21 protein-coding genes are annotated in these 24,256 nt (G+C 70.7%); 7 read left to right on the top strand and 14 right to left on the bottom strand.

Annotated elements, in window-relative coordinates; translation table 11 throughout:
* The first annotated feature begins 47 nt into the window (after window positions 1-47).
* Complete coding sequence (locus tag TU31_RS11705) at window positions 48-458, top strand: ATP-binding protein (protein WP_042153074.1); 411 nt, start codon at window positions 48-50, stop codon at window positions 456-458.
* Window positions 459-561: 103 nt separating this feature from the next.
* Here TU31_RS11705 and TU31_RS11710 read toward each other — a convergent pair whose 3' ends face one another.
* Window positions 562-915, bottom strand: a complete 354-nt coding sequence (locus tag TU31_RS11710) for an STAS domain-containing protein (RefSeq protein WP_245698499.1) — start codon at window positions 913-915, stop codon at window positions 562-564.
* 681 nt (window positions 916-1,596) lie between these two features.
* On the opposite strand from TU31_RS11710, the gene TU31_RS11715 reads away from it, so the two are divergent.
* The 3 genes from TU31_RS11715 to TU31_RS11725 all read left to right on the top strand — a co-directional run bounded on the left by TU31_RS11715 (window position 1,597) and on the right by TU31_RS11725 (window position 3,313).
* Window positions 1,597-2,745: a PP2C family protein-serine/threonine phosphatase gene (locus TU31_RS11715; RefSeq protein ID WP_370682721.1), complete on the top strand. Its 1,149-nt coding sequence runs from the start codon at window positions 1,597-1,599 to the stop codon at window positions 2,743-2,745.
* Window positions 2,746-2,876: 131 nt separating this feature from the next.
* Entirely contained in the window at window positions 2,877-3,050 is a 174-nt protein-coding gene (locus TU31_RS39100; protein WP_042153077.1) for a hypothetical protein, read from the top strand.
* Window positions 3,047-3,313, top strand: a complete 267-nt coding sequence (locus TU31_RS11725) for a hypothetical protein (RefSeq protein WP_042153079.1) — start codon at window positions 3,047-3,049, stop codon at window positions 3,311-3,313. Before TU31_RS39100 ends, TU31_RS11725 begins: the two co-directional genes overlap by 4 nt.
* Before the next feature lie 50 nt (window positions 3,314-3,363).
* Here TU31_RS11725 and TU31_RS11730 read toward each other — a convergent pair whose 3' ends face one another.
* The 8 genes from TU31_RS11730 to TU31_RS35880 form a co-directional block, all read right to left on the bottom strand.
* Window positions 3,364-5,946 carry an SCO7613 C-terminal domain-containing membrane protein gene (locus TU31_RS11730; protein ID WP_042153082.1) on the bottom strand — a complete coding sequence of 861 codons (2,583 nt, stop codon included), beginning with the start codon at window positions 5,944-5,946 and terminating at the stop codon, window positions 3,364-3,366.
* A gap of 190 nt (window positions 5,947-6,136) precedes the next feature.
* Window positions 6,137-6,883 (bottom strand): SOS response-associated peptidase, encoded by a 747-nt coding sequence (locus tag TU31_RS11735; RefSeq protein ID WP_042153085.1) that lies wholly within the window; start codon window positions 6,881-6,883, stop codon window positions 6,137-6,139.
* 191 nt (window positions 6,884-7,074) lie between these two features.
* Window positions 7,075-8,253, bottom strand: coding sequence for a macrolide family glycosyltransferase (locus TU31_RS11740; protein ID WP_042153835.1), 1,179 nt, complete (start codon window positions 8,251-8,253; stop codon window positions 7,075-7,077).
* Between the two features lie 157 nt (window positions 8,254-8,410).
* Window positions 8,411-9,553, bottom strand: coding sequence for an ABC transporter substrate-binding protein (locus tag TU31_RS11745; RefSeq protein ID WP_078885709.1), 1,143 nt, complete (start codon window positions 9,551-9,553; stop codon window positions 8,411-8,413).
* Between the two features lie 410 nt (window positions 9,554-9,963).
* Window positions 9,964-12,804 carry a SpoIIE family protein phosphatase gene (locus TU31_RS11750; protein ID WP_078885710.1) on the bottom strand — a complete coding sequence of 947 codons (2,841 nt, stop codon included), beginning with the start codon at window positions 12,802-12,804 and terminating at the stop codon, window positions 9,964-9,966.
* A gap of 144 nt (window positions 12,805-12,948) precedes the next feature.
* Entirely contained in the window at window positions 12,949-13,743 is a 795-nt protein-coding gene (locus TU31_RS11755; RefSeq protein WP_245698500.1) for a class I SAM-dependent methyltransferase, read from the bottom strand.
* Between the two features lie 26 nt (window positions 13,744-13,769).
* The gene (locus TU31_RS11760) at window positions 13,770-14,318 is read right to left on the bottom strand and encodes a hypothetical protein (protein ID WP_042153088.1); all 549 of its coding nucleotides are present in this window, start codon (window positions 14,316-14,318) and stop codon (window positions 13,770-13,772) included.
* Window positions 14,319-14,391: 73 nt separating this feature from the next.
* Window positions 14,392-15,798 (bottom strand): serine/threonine-protein kinase, encoded by a 1,407-nt coding sequence (locus TU31_RS35880; protein WP_052718901.1) that lies wholly within the window; start codon window positions 15,796-15,798, stop codon window positions 14,392-14,394.
* Window positions 15,799-16,057: 259 nt separating this feature from the next.
* Here TU31_RS35880 and TU31_RS11770 point away from each other — a divergent pair, with 259 nt between their 5' ends.
* The 3 genes from TU31_RS11770 to TU31_RS11780 all read left to right on the top strand — a co-directional run bounded on the left by TU31_RS11770 (window position 16,058) and on the right by TU31_RS11780 (window position 18,143).
* Window positions 16,058-16,663 carry a pyridoxamine 5'-phosphate oxidase family protein gene (locus TU31_RS11770; protein ID WP_042153091.1) on the top strand — a complete coding sequence of 202 codons (606 nt, stop codon included), beginning with the start codon at window positions 16,058-16,060 and terminating at the stop codon, window positions 16,661-16,663.
* A gap of 297 nt (window positions 16,664-16,960) precedes the next feature.
* A complete protein-coding gene (locus TU31_RS11775; protein WP_042153094.1) occupies window positions 16,961-17,677 on the top strand; it encodes a hypothetical protein in 717 nt (238 codons plus the stop codon).
* A 208-nt stretch (window positions 17,678-17,885) separates the two neighbouring features.
* Window positions 17,886-18,143 (top strand): hypothetical protein, encoded by a 258-nt coding sequence (locus TU31_RS11780; RefSeq protein WP_042153096.1) that lies wholly within the window; start codon window positions 17,886-17,888, stop codon window positions 18,141-18,143.
* On the opposite strand, the gene TU31_RS11785 is transcribed toward TU31_RS11780, so the two are convergent.
* The 5 genes from TU31_RS11785 to TU31_RS11805 form a co-directional block, all read right to left on the bottom strand.
* The gene (locus TU31_RS11785; protein WP_245698501.1) at window positions 18,113-19,237 is read right to left on the bottom strand and encodes a PP2C family protein-serine/threonine phosphatase; all 1,125 of its coding nucleotides are present in this window, start codon (window positions 19,235-19,237) and stop codon (window positions 18,113-18,115) included. The two genes, TU31_RS11780 and TU31_RS11785, sit on opposite strands and share 31 nt — an antisense overlap.
* 493 nt (window positions 19,238-19,730) lie before the next feature.
* On the bottom strand, window positions 19,731-20,921 hold the full coding sequence (gene metC / locus TU31_RS11790; RefSeq protein ID WP_042153103.1) for a cystathionine beta-lyase: 1,191 nt from the start codon (window positions 20,919-20,921) through the stop codon (window positions 19,731-19,733).
* Window positions 20,918-22,171 (bottom strand): MFS transporter, encoded by a 1,254-nt coding sequence (locus TU31_RS11795; protein ID WP_042153106.1) that lies wholly within the window; start codon window positions 22,169-22,171, stop codon window positions 20,918-20,920. The genes metC and TU31_RS11795 overlap by 4 nt, the downstream gene beginning before the upstream one ends.
* Window positions 22,171-23,040, bottom strand: a complete 870-nt coding sequence (locus TU31_RS11800) for a sulfurtransferase (RefSeq protein ID WP_042153109.1) — start codon at window positions 23,038-23,040, stop codon at window positions 22,171-22,173. The genes TU31_RS11795 and TU31_RS11800 overlap by 1 nt, the downstream gene beginning before the upstream one ends.
* Window positions 23,037-24,248, bottom strand: a complete 1,212-nt coding sequence (locus TU31_RS11805) for an ATP-grasp domain-containing protein (RefSeq protein ID WP_042153112.1) — start codon at window positions 24,246-24,248, stop codon at window positions 23,037-23,039. The genes TU31_RS11800 and TU31_RS11805 overlap by 4 nt, the downstream gene beginning before the upstream one ends.
* Window positions 24,249-24,256: the final 8 nt, after the last annotated feature.

Here is a 24,256-nt window from a genome sequence, read left to right on the forward strand (position 1 = left end):
TCGGACAGCCGCCGCGAACGGGACCCTACGAGCGGGGGGAGAACGCCATGCATCGCAGGCTAGTGATTGAGGACCATCCGATACAGCTGACGCAGCACGTCTGCCGTCCAGGCTCCGCGGCGGACGCCCGCGATTTCGCCCGGAGTTTCGCTGCCCTGCTCCACCCCGCGCCACCCGCGCTGACCACCGAGAACCTGCTGCTCGTGGTGTCCGAGCTGGTCGCCAACGCGCTACGGCATGCCGGTGCCGTCACGTCCCTGCATCTTCGCGCGGACCGTGAACGGATCGAGGTGTGTGTCGAGGACCCCAGCCCCACGCGTCCACAGAAGCGCGACCCCGACCTTTCCGGCAGCCACGGCGGCTTCGGATGGCCCATGGTGCACGCGCTGGCCCTCGACGTCGCGATCCTGCCGGGCTCCGGCGGCGGCAAGACGGTACAGGCGGCCCTGGCGCGCTGAGGCGCCAACTGGCTGTTGCAGGGGAGAGGTTCGCTGAGCTGCTGAGCGCGGTGCGAACACCTGCCGGCCGGAGGAGCCCTACGCGCTGAGCACAGCGCGAGAGTTAGCCTTCGCGATCGCCGCCGTCGGCCCCGAGAGGGGCTGCCGGCTCGGCGTCGAGGGCCTTTGCCACGGAGTCGTACAGCGGCAGGACGGTGTCGAGCCCGGTGAGGGTGAAGAGCCGCTCCAGAGCGGCGGAGGGGGCCGCGAGGCGCAGCGCCGGGCCCAGTGCGCTGTGCGCCTGGAGCAGGACATTGACCGTGGTGGAGTCGGCGAACGGGGCTGCCGACAGGTCGACGACGACCCGGGCCACGCCGTCCTCGTCCGCCTTTCGCAGTATCTCTTCCAGCGGCGCGACGCTGTCGAGATCGAGGGGGCCCGTGACGGCGACGACAAGAGCGTCACGCTCCTGCCGCACGGCCACCTCTCCCTCTATCGGTCGGCCTCCTCTGGGCTGGGGCACGGTGAACCTCGCTGTAGGGGCTGACGGTTGGAGCAATGCAGTGGCCCGGACGTGCACACGACCAAGCGACCAGCTCGGACCAGGATAGAAGCGATAGTTGCCGTTTGACAACATTCGCCATAAGGCAACAATCTGTTCTCGTCACAGAACAAGGCGGCTGCGCCTGGCGTGGCTTGGGACGAAAGCGGCCTGAGATCCGCTGCACGCTGTCAGAACATGAGCGTGGCCGCCGACGATGCGTGGGCGGTCACCCTCATATGTGAGGGGGAGGAGGCCGCGCGTGAAACGCATCCAGCCCCGCCTCCACGCCGCGAAGTCCTCCGCCGCCGGGCCCGCCGCGCACCGGAAGGGAACGCGGCCGTGACGACAAGGCCCCCTCCTGGCGGGAGGACTCTTTACGCACCCCTAGGCGCCGCCACCGGTTCAACGGCGCAAGGGGCTTCCCCCCTCCCGCGCTCGCGGCGGTCCGGCCCGCCACGGTAACGGGACACACCCGGCCACTCCGTTCCGTCCCGCGGCGCGGTCCCCGTCAGCCCCCGCCTTTGCCCTCGTCCACGGACGAAGAATGTTTGAGAGACCGTGACTCAGCGTCGTGAGGTAGAACGAGCGGTGCGGGCATCGGCCCCGCACGCTCTGGTGGACACGCTTCGTGACGTGCTCGCCGAACGCTACGGAGCGCTCTCCGTGGAGTTGCTGCTCGCGGACCACGGGGCCACGGTGCTCACCCCCTTCGGTGCGGTGGGGGCGGCAGCCGCGCCGGTCCCGGTCGCCAACAGCGCCGAGGGCAGAGCGTTCGACGGCCGGCAGCCCCACCAGCAGACCCGGCACGGAGACGTCGTCGAGCACCATCTCCCGGTGACCGTCCGAGGGGAGCGCACCGGCCTGCTCACGGTACGGCTGCCCGCCGAGCGGTCCGTTCCGGACGCGGTCCACGACCTGGTCCACGCGGCCGGTCTGCTCGGCCACGAACTCCTGGTGGCCGAGCGCGACACCGACGTCTACCAGCGGGCACGACGCATCGGCCGGTTCACCCTGGCCGCCGAGATGCAGTGGCACCTCCTCCCGGCCCGGGCCTGTTCCGCCGACGAGTACGCCATCGGCGCCCAGCTCGAATCCGCCCACGACACCCACGGCGACAACTACGACTGGGCCTCGGACGCCGACGAACTGACCCTCTCCGTCACCGACGGCATGGGCACCGGCGTCCATGCCTCGATGCTCACCCACCTCGCCGTCAACGCGCTGCGCAACGCCCGCCGGGCCGGTATCAGCATCGAGGACCAGGCGGCACTGGCCGACCAGGCCCTCTACGCCCAATACCGGGGAGCCGCCTACGTATCCACCCTGCTGCTGCACTTCGACTTCGCGACGGGCCGGGTCCAGGCCGTGGACGCCGGGTCGCCCCAGCTGTGGCGGATGCGGGGCAGAGTGATCGAGCGCATAGAACTCGATCCCCAGATGCCGCTCGGCATGTTCGAGGAGACGCACTACAAGGCGCAGGAATTCGAGGTGCTGTCCGGGGACCGGCTGGTCGTCGTCAGCGACGGGGTGTACGCGGCGCGGTCGCCGCAGGGGGAGGCGTACGCGGAGCGAGCCCTGGCCCGGTCCATCCATGCCGGCAGACTGCTCCCGGCAGCCGCCGTGCCCCGTGCCGTACTGCGCGACCTGGCCGACTTCCGTGCCGCGGAACCGCTGGACGACTTGTTGGTGCTCTGCGTCGACTGGTTCGGGAGACCCGGAGACCGGTCGCCCGGGCCGGCAGGCGCCGGGGGCGGTCCCCGTTAGAAGCCGGGGATCCGGGTACGAGGGCCAAGGCACCGCTTCAAGGGCGCAGTTGGTGCCGTCACGGGAGCCTCGAACGCGTCGGCAACCCGACGCACCGGCTCCCTGCCGTCCCCGATACGGAAAGGCGGAGCATGCTTTTCTTGGTCGTAGCCCTGTTCCTGTTCGGAGTCCTGCTGGGGACCGCGGCGCATGTCCCGGTGCCGGTCACGGTCGCCGCCGGAATCGCCATCGCGGCCTGGCTGGTGTTCTTCTTCACCAAGGAGCGCCGGAAGGCCGGCCGCACGACGAAGGGAGCCGGCCGATGACCTCCGCCCGGATCCCCCTGAGGACCGGACCGCATCCGCAGGCCGACCGGATGGCTGTCGCCGCGTTCGTCTGCGGCCTGCTGGGCGTCCTGGTGTTCAACGTCTTCTTCGGCCCGTGCGCCCTTTTCTTCGGCGCCGCGGCACTCCACCGCGGGACCATCCGGCGCCTGCGCGCCTACCTGGGCCTGCTGTTCGGCACCGTGGACCTCGTGCTCCTGGTAGTGCTGTCCGCCCACAACGGGACCATCAGCTGGCACCTCTGAGAGCCGCCGACGGGTCGGCGGCAGCGCGCCGTCTCCCGGCCGGGTAGCCCTCACGTCATGCTGCGCACCGTGTCCCGCAGCCGCCGGGCCTCGTCGATCCGCTTCTCATAGGTGGCCCCGAGCAGCAGCAGGAGCAGGCCGGCCGCGGCCACCGGCACCCAGCGGGGCAGAAGGCCGAAGACCTGGACCACGGTCGGGGCGAGTTCGTGCAGCCCGACCAGCACGAGTACGCCGCCGCCGACGACCAGCGGTGCCTGGAGACGCGCGCGGACCCCGACAACGGTGACGAGCAGGGCCGCCGCACCCAGCAGTAGCGGACGCACCCAGTTCTCATCGCTCCACATGGCGGCGAGGCCGGGGAGCATGGTCGCACTCAGCCCGGCCCCGTACGCGGGCCAGGAGCCCGTGCCCGGTGTGCCGGTACGGCGACGGTGGCCGACGACCAGAGCGGCTGCCGTGATCGGCAGCGTGTACGCCTCGGGGGAGGAGACGCCCGCCAGGGCCAGACGCACCCAGGAGGAGGCGATGAGCAGGCCGGTCCCGACGAGTGCGGCGCGGCGGCGGTCCGGCCGCAGCGCGACGGCCAGGCCCGCGACCCCGGTCACGGCGAGGGCGAGGCTCAGCGCATCGGGGTGAAGCACCGTCAGGGCGATGGCGATCGCCGCCAGGGCGTAGCCGGCGCCTTCGACAGCCGTGGAGACCTGACCGCGCCCCGGCATCCGGTGCCAGGCCGCCGCGGCACCGGCGGCGGTGACGGCGACCGCGAGTACCGCGAACGCGGTGACGTGCCGGGGCAGGCCGGCTGTGGCCCCGGACGCGACCGCCTCGACCCCCAGGGCGAGGACGGCGAAGGCACCCGCGACCCGCGCCGTCGTGCGCACAGCGGGCGGGGAGGCCGTGGCCGAAAGGACGTGGGCGAGTACGGCGGCCGACGCGGCGAAGGTCCCCCACACCGCGAGCACGGCGGCCCGGTCGGCCGACGACCACAGCAGAGCGAGCGCGCCGGTGGCGGCCAGTACCAGGAGCCGCGGTAGGAGTGCGGCGTCCGGCCGGCGCACGACGTCCACTGCTACGGCGACGGACGCGACTACGGCGGCCGCCAGCACCCACGCGTACGGCAGCCCCAGCGCCACCGGCAGTAGGAGCACCGCGGGAACGGCGGTCAGCGCCTGTGCGTTGCGCAGCGCGTTCGCCAGTCGGTCCGGGTGCCGGTCACCGTCACCGACGGCACGGGCCCGCAGCCCGGCCATGGCAGCCAGGACGGCGGCGGACAGCCAGAGCACGACCAGGGGCGCGGCCGCGAGCTGCCAGCTCCACCGCGGCGGGTGACCGCCACCCCAGAGCGCCACGCCGTGGGCGACGGGCCGGATGAGGGCGTGCGCGAGTTTCGGCAGCACCACAACACCGGTCAGCAGCAGGGCGGTTGAGGCGGCGGCCAGCTCTCCCAGCGCGGCCGCGGCTCGGGACGGCGGTGCGAACGGCCCACCCGTCGGCCCACCCGTCGGCTCGCCCGCCGGCCCACCCGTCGCAGGCTTCGCCCACCGGCCGCTCCGCGCGCAGGACACCGCCGCCCACGCGGCGATGAGCGCCGCCGGTGCCGCGTATCCGACCACGGCCCACCCCGGGGGCGTGACGTACCGCAAGCCCGCGCCGACGGCCACGATCACGGCCACGGCGGCCACGCCCTCCGCGCCGGCGCGCAGTGCGAACGGCAGAGCGCGGAAGCCGCGGCACAGCACCGTGCCCAGCAGCACCAGCAGTCCCAGCGGCACCCAGGCCCGTACCACCGCGGCCGGCGACGGAGCGACCACCGCGTATCCCACCGCCAGCGCCCCGCCGAGCAACGCCCAGCCGCCGGCGACCGCCCGGGCCACCGTGACCAGAGTGGTGGCCGCCCGTTCGCCACCCACCCGCTCGCGGAACCCGGCCTGCCCGGCGGTGTCGCGTGCCGTGAGCGCGTACAGGACCGCGAAGTCCACCGCGGCCGTGGCGATCACCGCGGTCGCGTAGTCCTCGGTCGTTCCGCCCAGGGCGGCGGTGCCCAGGAGGGCGGGCAGTCGTGCCATCAACAATCCCACGGGCAGCGGGAGCCGGAGCCGCTGCCACCAGCCGTAGCCCGCCGCACCCACTGCCGTCAGCGCGGTGAGCACCGCCCAGTAGCCGGCCGCCCCGACGCGGTCCAGACCGCCGAGCCCGGCCTGCCGGGCGGCATAGCCGTCCAGGAGCACCAGGGCGAGCCCCACCGCGGCCGACGTCTCGGCGGTGGCCGTGAGCTGCCGCCGCCGCAGCGGACGGGGCAGTGCGAGGGCGCACGCGGTCAGCGCGAGCAGTACGGCGGCCCGCCCGCCGATCCCCAGCCGGCCCCAGCTCACCACGGTGAACACCACCGCGGCCACCACCACCAGCACTCCGCCGACGATCAGCAGCGCGGTCCGGGCAGAGGGCGCGGAGAGTTCCCGTGCCGCGGGGCCGCTCACGGGAACGATCGCCGGCGCTCCCGCGGAGGCGGCCACCGGTATCTCCGCGGGTGCTTCCCGGCGTGCCCGCAGCGCGGCCAGCAACTCGGCGTGCCGCTGCGCCAGCCACTGCCGTCGTGCGTCCAGTGCGCTCAGCTCTCCGGTGACCTGCCACAACGCGAAGGCATCCGGCCCGGTCAGGGGCAGCCGGCAACGGGTACACCGAGCGGGCGGAGGCGACCCCAGCGGTATTCCGCAGTCCGGGCACCCCGGCGATTGCATGTGCATGGCGTGAGTATGCGCAGCCCTGTCGGCCACGGGCCTGAGTACGCGTACTCAGTGTCGGCCTGGTGTCCGGGGCCGAGCCTCAGGCGTCGCCGGTGTCGTCGCCCGGCTCGGTCAGGAGATGCGGGCCGTTGTTGCGCACGTCGTTGACCGCGGTCGATACCGCGCGGGCGGCCAGGTGTCCGGCGGCGGGGGCGGTCAGCAGGGCGCGTAGCTCGCCGGGGTCCTCGTGGGCGGGGTCGAGCCAGGCGCCCCAGTCGGCGGGGGCGATGGCGAGCGGCATACGGGGGTGGACGCGGCCGGCGGCGTCGGTGGCTTCGGTGGTGATGATCGTGCAGGTGGTCCACCAGGCCCCCGGAGCGTCGTCTTCGACGGCCGGGTCGCGCCAGAACTCGTACAGTCCGGCCAGGGCCATCACCTGGCTGTCTTCCGGGCTGATGAAGTACGGCTGCTTGTGGGCCTTGGCGGTCTGGGTGGCGGCGACGGTCTGCCACTCGTAGAAGCCGTCCGCGGGCAGCAGACAGCGCCGCTTGGCGAACGCCCGGCGGTAGGCCGGCTTCTCCGCGACGGTCTCCACCCTGGCATTGATCATCTTCGCGCCCGTCTTCAGGCTCTTCGCCCAGGACGGCACCAGGCCCCAGCGCAGCGGCCGCAGCTGCCGCGTGATCTCCCCGGTCTCCCGCTCCACCCGCTCCAGCACCGACCACACATCGTCCGTCGGCGCCACATTCCAGCTCGGCTCCAGAGCCCGGTCAGGGTCCCAGCGGGGGACATCGAAGACGCTCGCCAGGTCTTGCGGGCTACGAGTGGAGACGAATCGACCGCACATACCTCTACCTTGCCAGGCACTCCGCCGGATACGCCCTCATTGGTCCCCCGAGCGTCGTCGTCAGGCGTCCCATCCGCCCGATCGCACAGGCCGTGACCGGGCGGCGCGTCCGCGAGTCTTTCGAGACCGTGGGAGCCCGGACGCCGGGGTGCGGAGCGCCGCTCTCGCACCCCGGCGTCATGCGGCGGACCTCAGTGCAGATATTCCTCGATCACATCCGCGCCGCGGACGGCTCCTCCGCTGTCCTTGACCACGGTGCGCATCCGGTCGAGATTGCTGCGCACGGCGGGGTCGGAGGCGACTCGGGCGACCGCGGTACGCAACGACTCGGCGGTGAGCGTCGCGGGGTCCAGCTGCACGCCGAGCCCCAGCTCCTGCGCGCGCCCGGCATTGGCGGCCTGCTCGGGCATCTGCGGAATGGTGATCAGGCCCACCCCGTAATACAGGGCCTCCATGGTGGAGTTCATCCCGGCGTGCGAGACGAAGGCGTCGGCGTGCCGCAGCACCGCCGGCTGCGGGAAGTAAGGCCGGACGTCGAAGGTGGGCGGAATGTCTCCCAGCGCGGCCCGGTCCAGATCGCCGATGGCCATGGCCACTTGGTAGGGGCCGTCGCGGAAGGCTTCGATGCAGGTGCGGTAGAACTCGGGCCGGTCGTTGAAGACCGTGCCCAGCGAAATGAACAGTACGGGAGACTCGGGATCGGCCGGCGACCAGGGTTCCGCGTGCTCCCGGCTGCCCAAGGAGGGGCCGATGAAGTGGAAACTTTCGTCGAAGGTGTCCCCGGCGGGCTGGAATTCCCTGGGTATGGACACAAGGTTCAGATTTTCGGTGCCGTTCAGGATGCTCTCCGGGGTGAGCGTGACACCGTGTTCGGCGGCGAAGTCCGCGCAGTCGGCGACGAGCGCGGCCAGTACGGGATTTTCGTCGCCGGCTTCGCTCATCACATCCTCGAACAGCGAGAACTCCTCGTTCGAGGCGAAGTTGGGAATGAACCGCACGGCGGGCAGGCCCAGATTTTCAGCGACGACCCGGGCAGGCCAGTTCATGCCGTCGTAACAGATCGCGTCCGGCGACTCCGCGGCACAGTAGTCGCGCAGCACGGGGTACTGCGCACACATCTCCGCGAACATGCCGCGCATCCAGACTTGGATCTCTTCGAGGCCGAACTGGCGGGGCGGAGTGAGGATTTCAGGCGACTGGAGCTTCAGCTCCACCCAGCGCGCGCCGGCTTTGGTGACCGCCTCGGAGTGCTCCGCACCGGTCGCATAGTCCACTCGGTGCCCTCGGCGTACGAGCTCCTCGACCAGCGGCAGCGTGGGGTTGACATGCCCGTGTCCGAAAAGGGCTACGAATAACAGGTGTTGTGCCATGCCGTCGATCGTACCGAGCCGGGATTTCAACTCCTCCGTTCGCATGCTCTTTCGGTCACCGGAAGAGCTGAGGCCCGCTCGACCATGGGCTTCCCGCGCCCTCCAGCAGGTAGCTGGAGGCAGCGGGCTTCGCCTTCATCCCGCCGACGAGGACGGATCAGTCGCCGACGGCCTTGGCCCAGTTCTCCCGGACGGTGCGCAGAGCCTTGGTCAGCTGGGCCTCATTCGGGAACTGCGGTGTGCCCTCGACCGTCGGCAGCCGTGCGGCCAAGTCCTTGTCGAGGGTGCCGTTCTTCGCCATGGCGGCCATCAGCACCGGGCGGGCGTAGTCCACGAGGCGGAGGTTCTGGCCTTCCGGGCTGAACAGGTACTCCTCCCAGAGCCGTGCCGCGGCCGGGTGCGGGGCGTCCTTGTTGATCGCCTGCGCGTAGTACTGCGAGAAGCTGCCGTCGAAGGGAATGGAGACCTTCCAGTCCACGCCCGTACCGCGGAGTTCGTCGATGAGCGCCAGGTTGAGGTAGTCCCATTCGATGCTGATCGGTGTCTTGCCCTTGGCGATCGAGGCCGGGTCGGGGTCGGCCCGGTTGTAGTTGCCGACTTTGTCGAGCCGGGCGAAGAAGTCGATGCCGGGCTGGATGTTGTCGAATGACCCTCCGTTGGCGAGCGCCGCCGCGTACACGGCGGCGAAGGCCGAGCCCGCGTCTGTGGGTTGGCCGTACATCGAGACCAGGCCCTTGTACTCCGGCCGGAGCAGATTCGCGAAGGAATCCGGGCAGGTCTTGACGCGGGCGGCGTCGCAGCCGATGGAGACATAGCCGCCGTAGTTGTTGTACCAGCGGGCCTCGGCGTCCTTCTGCTCCGGTGGGATCTGGTCGAACTGGGCGACCCGGTAGGGGGCCAGTAGATTCTGCCGCGCCGCGGACTGGGCGAAGGGATCTGCGACGTCGAGCACGTCCGGGGCGCGCTCCTGGCCCCGGTAGCGTTTGACGGCCTCGATCTCCTGCTGGCTGTGGCCGGACGGGTTGTCGATGACGACCTTGATGCCGTACTTCTTCTCGAAGCCGTCGATCAGCCTGCCGTAGCCGGCCCACTGGCGCGGCAGCGCGATCGTGTTGAGCCTGCCCTCCCGCTTCGCCGCCTTGACCAGCGCCGCCGACCCGCCCACGTCGGCAGCGGACTCGGCCCGGGAGGGCGCGACCGGCCGCTTGGTGCCCTCTTCCTGGCAGGCACCGAGACCGAGCACCGCAAGACCGAGACCGCACAGGAGGGCGCCTGCGCGGACCCGATGATGTGTAGCCACAACGCCTCCAGCAGGGCCAGGTGGGGGAGCGGTCCGCCGGGCGGGTGGCGGACGCGGCTCGGGGGCGAGCCATGACACGGTGCGGTCGCACGGCCCGTACAGCGGCCCACCACCAAGGACGGCGCACGCCCGGAGGGGGCGGAACGCCGACGGGGCCTCGCGGGCCGGCCGACCGGACGTCCTCGGCACTCCCGCACGCCGACGACGCCTCGGTACGCGGCCGGTCCGGCGCCACCCCGCAGCGCCTCCACCGGCCGAAGCTTCCTCTACGGCAATGGTCCGGACCAGCCTACTCCGCCCCTTCGCAGGCTTCCGCCAGGACGGTTACCCGGCCAGGTCATGGCGGCCGGCAGACGCCACGCCCGTACGGAGCCCACGCGTGTCCTCGGACGGGCAGGGCAGCCACGGCCTCACCACTGCCCGCGCTGCTCCCACTGGTTCAGGAGGTCTTCCGACGGCTCCTCCTCCGAAGGCAGGGCGTCGGGGGCGATCACCTGAGCGGCCCAGATCGTCTTGCCCCTGGGGGAGTAGCGGGTGCCCCAGTGTTCGGCGAACTGCGCCACCAGGAAGAGTCCTCGGCCTTCTTCGTCGGTGTCCTTCGCCTGGCGGATGTGCGGGGAGGTGCTGCTGCCGTCGGACACCTCACAGATCAGGGTGCGGGTGTGCAGGAGCCGCACATGGATGGGCTCGGCGCCGTGCCGAATCGCGTTAGTGATCAGCTCGCTGAGGATGAGCTCGGTACCGAAGGCGACGGTCTCAAGGCCCCAGTCCACCAACTGGCGGACGCACGCGTTGCGGACCGGGCCCACCGCCGCCGGGTCGCGGGGAACGTCCCACTCGGCGACGTGTGCCGGGTCCAGCCGCCGGGTCCGGGCCACCAGCAGCGCGACGTCGTCGGTTGACCTGGCGGGCAGCAGCGACTGCATGACGGTGGCGCAGGTGTCCTCCGGCGTACGGTCCGGCCCGGCGAGCGCCGCACGCAGTGCCTCCAGCCCCGCGTCCAGGTCGCGGCTGCGGTTCTCGACCAGCCCGTCCGTGTAGAGCACCAGCCGGGAGCCCTCCGGCAGCGACAGTTCGGCCGTCTGGAAGGGCAGACCGGTGCCCAGCCCCAGCGGCGGGGAGACCGGCGAGTACAGGAACTCCACCCTCCCGTCGGGGTAGGCCACGGCCGGTGGCAGATGTCCGGCCGTGGCCACACTGACCCGCCCGGAGACGGAGTCATAAATGACGTAGAGACAGGTGGCGCCGGTGATTGCCGGCACCTCCTCGCCGTCCTCGTCCTGGACGTCGATATGGGTCACCAGCTCGTCCACATGGCCCAGCAGTTCGTCGGGGGAGAGGTCCAGGGCCGAGAAGTTGTGCACGGCGATCCGCAGCCGGCCCATGGTGGCCGCCGCATGCAGACCGTGTCCGACCACGTCGCCGACGACCAGCGCCACCCGGGCGCCGGGCAGCGGGATGACGTCGAACCAGTCCCCGCCGACCCCCGCCCGGGCCGGAAGATAGCGGTGCGCCACGTCCAGGGCGTCCTGGTCCGGCAGGCCGCGGGGCATCAGACTGCGCTGGAGCGTCATCGCCATCGTGCGCTCGCGGGTATAGCGCCGGGCGTTGTCGATCCCCACCGCGGCCCGCCCCGCCAGTTCCTCGGCGAAGGACAGATCCTCGTCGTCGAACGGAGGAGAGCTCCCCGACCGCCAGAAGTACACCATTCCCAGCACCACCCCCCGGGCACGCAGCGGTACGACCGCCAGGGAGTGCACCCCGTGGTCCAGGATGCGTCGGGCGCGTTCCGGGTCCTGGGGCCGCCAAGCGGTGGAGCCGGCCAGGTCCGGCTCCACCATGGACCTGACCTGGTCCGCACTCGTCGCCGCCGGGGTGCCCGGGGCGGCCGTGATCAGCTCGCCGACCGGGTAGAGCGGATGGTCCGGCGTCAGACCGGCGAGGGCCGCCCGGCGCAGCGCGCTGCCCGCCACGCTCGGCTCCTCGCCCTTCAGCACCGGTTCCTGAAGCTCGACGGTGACGATGTCGGCGAACCGGGGGACCGCCACCTGCGCCAGCTCCTCGGCCGTGCGCACGACATTCAGCGTGGAGCCGATCCGTCCCCCGGCGTCGTAGAGGAGCCTCAACCGCTCCCGCGCCACCTCGGCGCGCCCTGACAGCCACCTCAGTTCGGTGGTGTCGCGCAGGGTCACCACGCTTGCCTGGTGGGCTCCGTAGGGGGTGGTGGACCGCTTGTTGACGGCCAGCAGTCTGTCCTGGGCCAGGTGCACCTCGTCGGTGGCGATCCGGTCCGACGCCATGAGTTCGGCGGTGCGGCGGTCCAGCCCCAGATCGTCGACCCGGCGGCCCTCCGCGTCCGCCGGCAGGTCCAGCAGCCGCCGCGCCTCGTCGTTGGCCAGCAACAGGCGCCCGCCGCCGCCGACGATGAGGACACCCTCCCGCACCGCGTGCAGAACCGCATCGTGATGCTCGTACATCCGGGTCATCTCGACCGGGCCCAGACCGTGGGTCTGCCGGCTCAGCCGACGGCTCACCAGCCCCGCGCCTCCTCCGGCGAGTGCCAGCGCCGCGACCGCGGTACCCAGAAAGAGGGGCAGCTGCTGGTTGACCGACTTCTGGACCTTTTCCACCGTCACCGGGGCGGCGACGATGGCGATGACCCGGCCCGACGAGTCCTTGACCGGGGCCGCGGAGATCACGGAGAGACCGAGGGCGCCCTCGAAGGTCCTGGTGAAGGGCTTGCCCCGGGCGGCCTCCGCATACGGGCCGATGACGTGCTTGCCGATCTGCCGCGGGTCGCTGTGGGTGAGGGTGATCCCGTCGAGCTTGTACACGATGAGGGCGTCGACACCGGATGCCTTCCGGGCCGCCTCGGCCAGCGGCTGGAGCTTCGCGGTCGGATCGTTGCTGTTCAGAGCCTCCTGGAGCCCCCAGGAGTGCGCGAAGGACTCAGCGGCGGCGAGCGTCCGGTGCCGGGCGTCGGTCATGGTGTCCCGCCGGGTCTGCACGACGAAAGCCACCACTGCCGCCGCGACGAGCAGCACCACGAGCAGCAGCTGAAGGAGAAAGACTTCCCGGGCGACGCTGCGCGTAGACCAGGACGGCCGAACGTGCTGCCGATCTCCGGCCCCCGCAGAACGCTCGTCCTGACGGCCGCCGCCACCGCTCCCGGTGGACTCCCCACCCGAAAAAGCGGAACGCCCGGGCGCACGGCGCAGCCAACGCCGGAAACCACCCGAAAATCCGCTCATGATTCACATTTATCCTGCTTCGCCCGGGCGGTGGCAAGGCGTGCTACGGCAGGTGCCCGATGGGGCGGCGGGGGCGCGCCGGGCTGGGGCTGTGGTGGCCCCCCGGAGCCCGACGGCGCGGCGGGCGGGGCGAGACGATCTGGTTCATTCCGCGGGACGGCGGCCCCATGCCGAAATGGTGATCTGGGGGATGTCGATGAAAGCGGGGTCCTTCAGAAGGGTGGCGAACTCCGCCAGGTCGGCTTCCGTGATCAGATCGTCGGCGAGAAGAGCGGGGGCCGCTTGGGTGATGAGTGGGAGCCAGCGGTCCTTGCCGAGTCCGCCCATGCAGCCGGGGTTTCCGGCGAAGGCCACCTCGGTCAATGAGTGGCGAGCCAGCAGGGCTGGCAGGCCGCGAACCCAGGTCAAGTCGGCGCCGTGCTCGTGGTACATGCGCTGATAGGCGTCCAGAATGCGCTGGACCACGGGGAAGGGGGAAGAACCGGCCGGCAGATGAAAGGGCTCTTCGATGAGGAGCCAGCCGCCGGGGGAGAGCCAGCGGGTGACACGCGCAACCATCTCATCGCGTTCCGGGAGGTGGCAGAACACATAGCGGGCGTGGATGAGGTCGAAGCTGCCGGGCGCGTAATCCTCGTGCGTGATGTCAGCTTCCTCGATCTCCAGATTCGCGGCCCGACCCGCTTCGAGGTGGCGCGTATCGAGATCAACGCCGACGACGCGTCCGTCCGGGCAGCGTTCTGCGAGCCAATAGGCGATGGAGCCGGCGCCTGCACCCAGTTCCAGGCAATTCCAGGAGGTCTTGAGGGGAAGGCCGTCGAGGATCCCGGTGGTGAATGCGTCGACGTTGCGTTGGATGGACGCCAGGCGGTCACTCTCGCGATGGGCGCCATTGCTCAACATGCCGCTGTTGTAGGGGGTGGTGGCGGGCTGCTGTGTCACGGGTGCGCCTAGCTGGTGGGAGTGCCTCAGCTGGAAGACCCGCGCTTCGCCAGATCGGCGACGAAGTCGATGCAGGCCATGCTGGGGCTGTGCTTCAGGCCACGCTGAAGGTCCACTTTCGACCAGTCACCATCCGTCTTATAGAGATCGGTCTCCTTCTTGAGGTCCGCGGCTTGCTTCTGGAGGGCGGTCTTGACCGACGCGGGGACGTGGGGCTGGTTCAGGGCCCTTTCGGTCAGCGTCGTCAGCTGTTGGAGCAGCGGAATCACCGGAGTATCGCTGTCGTATCCGGAGGACCCGATGGGGTTCTCCTTGGCCAGCTTGTTGTTGATGTCCATCATCTGTTTCTGGTTCTGGCATCCGGCGACGTGGGCGATATTGCACATGCCCGCGCGCGCATCCCAATTCTTTGCGCCGCCCGTACAGAAGCCCGGTACGCGTTCCCCCTGCTTCGCCGTCGGCTTTTTCTCCTGCTCCCCACTGTCGCCACTGAGCCCCACGGCAGCCCCTACGCCGATCGCCGCCACGACGGCCACACCGGTGACGATCAGGCCGAGCTTGTTCCGCTGCATCATCTCTACCCTTACCTGCCTGTCTGCGCGATCGAAGAATCGAAAAGGGGTGACAGTTCTCCCTGGCGGGCGGACCTCACTTCCAGCAAAGGAACTTCAAATCGTCCACGTCCTCTTTCAAGTGCTTCATGGCGAGGTCGGTGGCCTTGGTGCTGACGAGGCGACCATCCACCACTCGTGGGAGCTGGGCATCGAGCGCGTCAGCTTGGGTATTCAGGTCCCCCGCGATGGCGTGGAGCTTTGCCTTGACCGGCGCCTCGGTGGCGTGATCGGCAAGATCCGAAACCTGTTCGGCCCCGTCGCGCAGCGCCGCGCTGCCGTCATGCGCCTTGTCGGCCGAACTGCGGTTGGGATCGCCCAGCGCGACGCCGGAGAGCTGAAGGGCGTTTCCGGCTGTCTGCACCGCCGCATTGCACGCGCCCGCATCAGGCCCCGGACTGCGGCCTTCGGTGGGCGTGGGCCTGGCCGTGGGAGTGGGAGTGGGCGACGGACTGTCGGCGCGCGTCGCACTCACCGCCGCGTCCGACGACTTGCCGGAAGGGTGGCCCTGCTCGCGGAATTGGGAGGCCACCACGAAGGCCAGCAGCCCGGCCGCGCCCACACTCACTACGGACAGCGCCGGCCGTAGCCAGATACGTCTCCGGCCGGCTTCCGCCCTCGGCAGCACCTTCATCCTGCTGGGCGGCTGCGTCCCGTTCAGCATGTGCAGCACGGCGTCGATGCCGGGCCGGGTCTTCGGGTCCTTGTCCAGCAGCGCCATGATGACCGCTGTCAGGTGACCGGCACCGACCGGCTCATCGGGCTGGTCGTGGCTGACGGCATGGATCGTGGACAGCACCGAGCCCCGGTCGAACGGTGAGACGCCGGTGACCATTTGATAGAGCGTCACACCCAGAGACCACAGGTCCCCGGCCGGACTCTCCACGCCCTTCAAACGCTCGGGGGCGACGTAGGCGGCCGTGCCGACGACCGCCCCGGTCATGGTGATCTTGGTATCGGCGTGGTGTCTGGCGATTCCGAAATCAGTCACGAGAACGTCGCCGCTGTCCGTGATCATGACGTTCGGCGGCTTGATGTCCCGGTGGGTGATCCCGACTCCGTGCGCCGCGGCGAGCGCGGCGAGGACACCCCGGGCGATGCGGTCGGTCAGCTCAACGGAAAGCCCGTCGGGTTCGTCCTCCAGCAGCTCCGCGACCGACTGCCCACGCACGAGACGCATCACCGTCCACGGCAGCCCGTCGTGCTCGACGACGTCATGGACGGCCACGATGTTCGGGTGGTCACGCAGCGCGGCGGCGTGCTGTGCTTCCTTGCGGGCGTACGCGAGGGCGGACCGGTGCGGTTCGGTGGTGTCCTGGGGGTGTATCCGGATGGACTTGACGGCCACATCGACGTTCAGGCTCAGGTCCCGGGCCTGCCACACCTCGCCCATGCCCCCGCGGCCCAGACGCTCGACCAGCTCGTACCGGTCGGCGATGACCATGCCAGGTGCAACCTGCGTCGCCAAATCTTCAGCCCCGCCCCGAGATCCGACACTGCGCCCTATCGACGGCACATTGTAAGGGCGTGGTTACAGGCCCGGTAGCGGTAATGGCCTGACCGGCGAATCCACCGGACCGATGCCCGGCACGCACCCGCTGCCGGGGAACTCCTGGCTTGTGCCGCTCACTTGCCGGCCGTCCAGGGGGCGCCTGATCACTGCCCTCTCCCGCAGGGGAGGGCCGGAGCGTCATAATCGAGCCATGGGGAAGAGCTACGAGCGGATAGACGGCAGGCTGCGTACCTTCATCGAGGCGCAGCACATCTTTTTCACCGCGACGGCGCCGCTGGACGGCGACGGCACCGTCAACCTTTCACCCAAGGGCCTGAACGGCTCGTTCGCCGTGCTCGACGAACTCACCGTGGCCTACCTCGATTTCGCCGGCAGCAACGCCGAGACCATCGCGCATCTGCGCGAGAACGGCCGCATCACCCTGATGTGGTGCGCCTTCGACGGTCCACCCAACATCGTGCGGGTACACGGTCGCGGAGAGCCGGTCTTCCGCGACGATGCCCGTTGGACCGAGCTGATGGGGCACTTCCCGGACATCGACCCGACCGCGCACGGCCTGCGAGCGATCATCGTCGTGACGGCCGAGAGCATTCGCGACACCTGCGGGTACGGCGTCCCGTTCATGACCTATGACGAAGACCGCCCGCTGCATGCCTCGCGCTTCGCGCGCGAGACCGATGAGTCACTCGACGCGTACTTCCACAAGAAGGACCACATCGCGACCAGCATCGACGGCCTGCCGGGTCTTCCCCTGCCGCTGCCACCGCTTCCGCGGGCCGCGAACCACCGCGGGTAGGGGGGCACGCAGCCGCCGACGGTGCAGAACAGATGGTTCTGGACGGCAGAAGTGCAGGATCTTGGACTCCTGACGGATACCCGGCCACCCTTCGGCGATGGGCGCGTCGATCCTGAGTTCCCTCCCGCTCGCCGTGTGCTGATCGTCCTCGCCTTCGGCGGACCGCGGGCGTCCGTCCCCTCCTCCCACCTGTGTTAGCCGGACGTTAGTGGAGCGGCAGCCTTGCGCTAGTGGCCCCGGTCAGAGTCGTTGACGTACCGAGGAGACCACGTCACCGACTGTCCGGGGGGACCCGAAATGAGCTCCAGCCCTACTGTTCGCACCGCTCGCCGCCGTACCCTGCGAGTTGCCGCCGCGGCTTTGACCGCGGCCGCCGCCCTTGCCCTGACCGCCTGCTCCGGCTCGGACGCCGCCGGCACGAAGCCCGCGGGCCATTCGGACAAGGACATGGCCGCCGCCGGGTCCAGCGGCACGAACTCCTCCGCCAAGGCGCAGGGCTCCGATGCCCCGCCGAGCCCCGGGGCCAAGGCCGACGCCAAGGCGGGCGCCGCGGGCAAGCAGTCGGGCGGCGCGCCCGCCGCCGACGGTGGCAGGGCGGCATCCCCGGTTCGCACCCAGCGCCTGGCGGACGGCATCAGCAAGGCGGAGATCTACAAGCTCGGCGACCAGCGCTACAGCGCCAAGATCGTCGCCCGCGGTGCGGTCCTGGCCACGCTGGAGACGAAGGGGCACGACGACGGGCTCGACGCCAACGACATGTTCGTCACGCTCACGCTGGACGGCCAGGTCCATTCCTGGATGGGCGGCGGACACCAGGGGCCGGGCACCTTCAAGCTCGCGGGCGGCTGGACGGCCAAGGTCACGAAGGTCGGCGAGCTGCGGTACCGCGCGCAGATCATCGGCCATGACGGCGTAGCCGCCACGCTGGAGGCGAACCAGCACGACGTCGGGCTCGACGCCAACGGCGTATACGTCGTGCTCAGCAGCGGCGGTGTGATCAGCGCCCACGAGTAAACGCCTGCCCGGCTGCGCGGTGGAGCTGCCTCCGGTGGCCCCACCGCGCAGGTGACGGAAGCGTTCGGGCGGTCCTGAAGCCCTCCTGACGCCTCGTGAAGCCGGGACCGGCAACGACACGGGCGGACCTTCGGGGAGCCCACATGTGCACATCCGATGCCGCGCGCCTGTCCCACGGCCGGTGGCCCAGAGACTTAAATATCGGAGCGTGACTACAAAGCCGCAGCGCTTCACGATCTTGTTGGTCCCCGAACATGTTGAGGACAGAGGCGGTGCCTCCGAGGAGGACTCAGCCGTCCGGTCGGCGGTCGTCGAGGCCACCGGCGAGACGGGCGCCTCTGGCTACCCCCGCTACGCCGGACACGGGATCGTGGCCGACATCGACCCCAGCACACGGACGGTCGAGGCGCTACTCGTCGATGGTGCAGAGCTGGACTACGGGCTGACCGCCAAGGTCACCTCCTGATCATCCGTGGGTTCACACAGCCGCACAGCGAGGGCGGCGATGTCGTCGTCCAGGCGTCCTCTGCTGTAGCGGAGGAGGTCGCGGTGAAGGGCTGCGAGCAGTTCGTGGGGCGGCAACGGGGGCTGTTGGCGCATCCAGGCCGCCAGCGGGAAGAACCCGCCGTCGCGGGCGCGGGCCTCGGCGATCCCGTCGGTATAGAGAAGCAGCAGGTCGCCGGGGGCGAAGTCGAAGGTGTCGATGGTGTAGTGATCGCCGATCAGCTCCGCGAGGTTGAGCAGCGGCGAGGGGGTGGTGGGCGCGAGGGCACGGAGTTCCCCGTGGTTCAGGAGCAGCGGTGGGGGGTGTCCGCAGTTGAGGATCTCGATACGTCTGTCCCCGTGCGGGATCTCGACAAGAAGGGCGGTGGCGAAGCGCTCCATCGGCCCCTCGGGGGGAAAGGCGGCGTTGTAACGGGTGCTGCTGGCGTCCAGCCGGCGCGCGACGCTGACCATGTCGGCCTCGTCGTAGGCCGCCTCCCGGAAGGAGTTGACGATCGCCGCGGCCGCCCCCACTGCCGGCAGCCCCTTGCCCCGCACATCACCGATGAGCAGCCTGACCCCGTAGGGCGTGTCGACCACCTCGTAGAAGTCCCCGCCGATACGGGCCTCCGCCGCGGCCGCGAGATACAGCGACTCGATCTCGACGCTCCCGAAGCGGCGCGGCATCGGACTCAGCACCACTTGCTGCGCCGCGTCGGCGACGAGCCGCAGCTGAAAGAGGGTCCGCTCCCGCTGGAGCCGGACATGACTTCCGTACGCGGCCGCCACGGTGACCGCGATGATCCCCGCGGCCGTCCACCATGTCCCCAGACCGGGGAACACGATGCTGAGGCCGATCATCAGAAACAGGCACACCGTCCCCAGCAGGACGGTGGGGAGCACCGGCCACATAGCGGCGGCGAGGGCCGGCGCCGCGGGCAGGAGGCGGCTGAAGGCCACTTCAGGGGGAGTGGCGTAGGCCAGGGCGGCGATGACGACGGTCAGGATCACCGGCGACAGCCGCACAAGCCATCGGCCGTGGCGGCGACGGAGCCGCGGCCGTCCAGACTCGATCACACTGCACAGAATATCTACGCAAAGGGAACATAGCGCTCTGGCGGACCGGAGTCGGCCGCCTGTCGGGGTCCGGCCCCGTTGGGCGACGGCCGGTGCTACGGGCTCACGCCCCCACTGCTCTCGACGCTTGAGTGGGACGGCGCGCGCAGTACCCGTAATCGAATGCGAGAGCGAATTATCTCCTGGTCCTGGCCACCTCCAGGCCCTGGCGGCCTGCCTGCGGCTGGAGCTGGATGTCGGGGCGGTTTCACGTTCGGCCTTCGTGCGTCACGCTGAGTGTTCAGCCGGCGGCGCGCGGACGAGGTGCCGGGCCTGGCGGTGGGCGGCGTCAAGCGGCGAGCCGCACGGGACGCGAATGGCCCAGTAGCCGGTCGGCGCTGGGCCACGCCGGCAGCAGAGTCTCCACCGTTTGCGCGGCACCCCGTGGGCGCGGGCCCCGGTCCGCCCCGGGCCCCATCCGTGTGCCTGGTGGGCGGGGACCCGGGAAGGAGCGTCAGGACCGGGCGTGGGCGAACAGGGTGGCCAGGCCCCGGGCCAGATCCTCCTTGAGGTCATTCAGGGCCTCGAAGCCGACGTGCACGCGCAGCAGCGGGCCGCGGCCCGTCCAGGTGCCCGGGAGGCGGTGGGTGACCGGATCGGCCGGCACGATCAGGCTCTCGTAGCCGCCGTAGCTGTGGCCGAGGCCGAACAGCCGCAGCTCTCCGAGCAGCGCGTCCACGGCGGGCTTGCCCGGCCCGGGTTCGAGTTCGAGGCCGAACAGGCCCGCGGCGCCGGTGAAGTCGCGGCACCACAGCTCGTGCCCCGGGTCCCCCGGCAGCGCCGGGTGCAGCACGGCGCGCACCCCCTCCTGTTCGCGCAACCAGGAGGCGAGGCCGATGGCTTGGTGATGGTGCTCTCGCATCCGGACCCCCAGCGTGCGGAGTCCGCGCAGGCCCAGATAGACATCGTCCGCGCCGGCGCACTGGCCGAGCCGGATCGCGGTGGCGCGCACCGCGGGGTAGGTCTCCTCGGAGCACACGATGGCCCCGAGGATGCTGTCGGCGTGACCGGTGAGGTACTTCGTCGCCGAGTGCACGACGACATCGGCGCCCAGCTCCAGGGGGCGGTGAAAGACGGGGGTGGCCCAGGTGTTGTCGATGAGGGTGACCACGTCGTGGGTACGGCACACGCTCGTGACGGCAGGGACGTCCTGCACCTCGAAGGTCGTGGAGCCGGGTGACTCCAGGCAGACCAGACGCGTGGTGGGGCGGAACAGCTCCTCGATGGACTTGTCCGCACGCGGATCGTAGTACTCCGTCTCCACGCCCAGATCGGCCAGCGAGTTGCAGAACTTGCGGGTGGGCAGATAGACGGAGTCGCTCACGAGGATGTGGTCGCCGGCCCGGACGAACGACAGGATCGCCGTGGTGATCGCCGCGAGACCCGAGCAGGTGGCGACGGCGGCGTGCCCGCCCTCCAGATCGGTCAGGGCCGTCTCGAAGGCGCGGCCGGTGGGTGTACCGAAGCGGCCGTAGACCGGCATCCGGCGTTTGAGGGGGTCGGCCTGCGAGGCGTCCATGGCGGCCACGTCCTCGTAGAGCACCGTCGAGGCCCGGTGGACCGGCGGGTTGACGTAGCCGTGTTGTTGCCGCGGGTGGGAGCCGGCGTGCACCAACCGGGTGTCCATCGAGGTTTCGCCGGTCATGACACCACTTCCAGATCCGCCTTCTCGTCATGGGGCACGGCCGCCGCGGTCCGGCGGCCGCCCAGTACCAGGGCGATGGCGGCCGCGACGGCGCACTGCACGGCGACGGCGGCCCAGAACATGCCCAGGTCGTGTGCCGTTTCGTAGTGGGCGAAGAGGAAGCCGCCCACGACGCCGGCGAGGAGGCCGCCGACACCCGCCGTCAGCCGCTGGACGCCGAAGGCGAAGGCCGGATTGCTCGGTATGCGGTCGACCATTTCCAGGTCACAGCGCAGGAAGAGGAAGACCTCGCCGAGGCTGAAGAGCACAGTGCCGCCCAGCAGGGCAGCGGTGTGCCCCAGCGACATCACGGCCGTCCCGGCAGCCATCAGGGCGAATGATCCGGCCACCAGACGGCGGTAGTCGGCCCGCGCGATCCAGCCCGACAGCGGCGGCTGGAGCGCCACCATCATGGCGCAGTTGACGAGCATGGCCCAGCCGAGCACCTGGATGTTGTGCACGCCCGCGGCGTACAGGCCCAGGAAGCTCTGGAAGAAGAAATAGAGGTAGAACGCGAGGGCCGTGAAGAACACCGGCCGCAGGGCGCCGCGCAGTGTCCGGAGCTTCCCGGAGGGGGCGGGCCCGTCGACGATGGCAACGTCCCGCGCGTCGTCCTGGCGGCGGGCGAGGGGCCGCATGGTGAGCTGGTGGGCCAGGGCGATCAGGCCGAAGAGCGCCGCGGCGCCGAGGAGCAGCACCACCGGATCGGCGTCGATCAGGACGGCGGCCAGCAGCGGCCCGAGCCCCATCCCGGCGTTGAGGGCCGCGCTGCTGACGCCGAGGAACAGCGGCCGCAGCTCGTCGGAGACGCAGGTGACGATGTAGGCCTTGTTCGCCGGGAGGTAGAGCGCCGGTCCCGCGGCAACGAGGACCACCGCCGGGTAGGCGACCCAGGGGACCTGCACGGCCAGCCCCAGCAGGAGCAGACCCGTGGTCCGCAGGGCGAGGGAGCCGACCATCGTCCGCTTGAGGCCGAGCCGGTCCACGACCAGGCCCCCCAGGATGCTGCCGCCGAACTGGATGAACGTGGCGACGGCCACCAGTACACCGGCCAGGCGGACGTCCAGGCCCACCGCTTGGACCATCAGGACGCCGATGAACGGGGTGACCATGTAACTGCCGAGTGCGACCACGAAGGACAGCACGATCAGCGACTTGAGGCTCGACGACAGCCCCCTGAACGTGCGCCACTTGGCCGAGAGCGCGGACATCACGCCTGCGGACCTCCGCTCTGCGGACCGGTGACGACCGGCCGGTCCGCGCGCGGCAGACCCCATTCGCTCCAGGACCCGTCGTACACGGCCAGGTCGTCGTATCCGGCCAGCTCGGCCCCCAGCGCCAGGATGCAGGCGGTGACGCCGGAACCGCAGCTGAAGAGCAGGCGTTGACGCTCCCCGGCGAGCGGGGCGAACGCGTCGCGCAGCTGCGCAGCAGGACGCATCCGGCCGTCCCGTTGGAGCTCGCCGAACGGCAGGTTGAGCGCTCCGGGCATATGGCCGGGACGCAGTCCCGGGCGCGGCTCGGCGACCGCGCCGGCGAAGCGGTCGCGGGAGCGGGCGTCGAGGACCGCAGAGGCCGGATCGGCCAGGGCCGCGGCGACCTCGTCGCTGCCGACGATCAGGCCGGGACGCGGTCGTGCGGTGAAGTCGCCGGGGCGCGCGGCGGGCGCGGGTGCGCCGGTCTCCAGCGGCAGCCCGGCGGCGCGCCAGGCGGGCAGGCCGCCGTCGAGCACGGCCACCCGGTCGTGGCCCATGGCCCGCAGCATCCACCAGGCGCGGGCACTGGAGTAGAGGCCCGCCCCGTCGTAGACGACGACGGTGTCGCCGTCGTCCACGCCGAGCGCCCGCAGTTCCCGGGTGAAGTGGTCGGCACCGGGCATCGTGTGCGGCAGCGGCCCGGAGTGGTCCGAGAGCGCGCCGTCGATGTCGAAGGGCCGCGCCCCCGGGATCCGTTCGCCGGCGTCGCGGTGCCCGCCGATCGAGGCGTCGAGCACCACCAGCCCCGGGGTGCCCAGTCGCGGTGCCACCCAGTCCGTACCGACCAGCGGGCCCGGCAGGGCGCCGGGCGCCGGCCCGTTCATCGCGTGCCTCCCTTGGGAGCGGGGGACCACTGGGCGCGGTCGGCGAACCAGGCCGCCACGTTCTCCAGGTTGGCCGCCACGTCCTCCTCGGTGTCGCCACCGACGACGTAACCGGCAAGGAAGAGACCGGACTTGACCCCGCCGTGGAACTCCTGGCCGACCGTGCCGGTGAGCGCGACCTCCTTGACGCACGCCGGCTCGTCACCGGAGGGCAGACGGTTCAGTACGCCGTTCGACGGCGGGATGCACAGGGCGCCGGTGGGCCGGTAGGCGGGGGTGCCCAGGGTGCTGGGCAGGCCGCATTCGGCGTACAGCCATTCCTTGTCGAGATCGATGCCGAAGGCGTGCCGGACCATCGAGCTGATCATCCCGCCGCCGGTCCGGCTGGCGATCTCGCAGAACACCGTCCGGTCGTCGGGGGTGATCCACAGCTCCGCGTGAAAGGCGGTGTGCGGTGGTGTGGGCAGCTCCGCCAGCACCGCCCTGGCCGCCTTGAGCAGCCGGTCGTGGACCGGGTCCTGGGGTGTCAGCGGGAGGTTGGCCACCCAGTCGTTCGCCCGGAAGGACAGACAGTCATTGAGGTAGCGGAAAGGGTGGGCGAACACCACCTCGCCGTTCACGACCAGCCCGTCCACGTGGTACATCTGCCCGGGGACGAACACCTCGATCTCGCTCGCGCCGCGCCACGGGCGGGCGAGGTAGGCGTCCAGCTCCGCCTCGTCACGGATGATGGCCGCGCCCAGGGAGCCGGACTCCGAGAGCGGTTTGATGACCACGGGATAACCGTGCTCGGCGATGAACTCCAGGGCGGTGTAGGCCGAATCCAGGGCCCGGTAGGCGGGAATCTCCACCGGGCCGCCGACGAGGTGGTCCTTCATGACCACCTTGTCGCGGAAGGCAAGGGCGCTCGCGGTCCGCTGTCCCGGCAGGTCCAGCAGGTCACGCAGCTGTGCCGCGCGTACCACGTCCGCCTCGGCCCGGGCGAAGACGGCCGTGACGGCGTGCTCGCGGGCCAGGCGCAGTGCCGTCTTCTCGACGAGCTGATTGGTGTCGTAGTCGTCGAAGGCGTGCACATGGGGCAAGTGGCCGTATCCGGCGGCGAACTCGGTCGTGGTGAGGATGACCGGCTCGACGCCGGAGCCGGCCAGCCAGCGGTCGTAAGGGGTCTTGGCGTAGGGCGTCTTGGCGAAGACGAGGACGTGCGGCATGTGCGTGT

The organism is Streptomyces lydicamycinicus, assembly GCF_000829715.2.
GTDB lineage: Bacteria > Actinomycetota > Actinomycetes > Streptomycetales > Streptomycetaceae > Streptomyces > Streptomyces lydicamycinicus.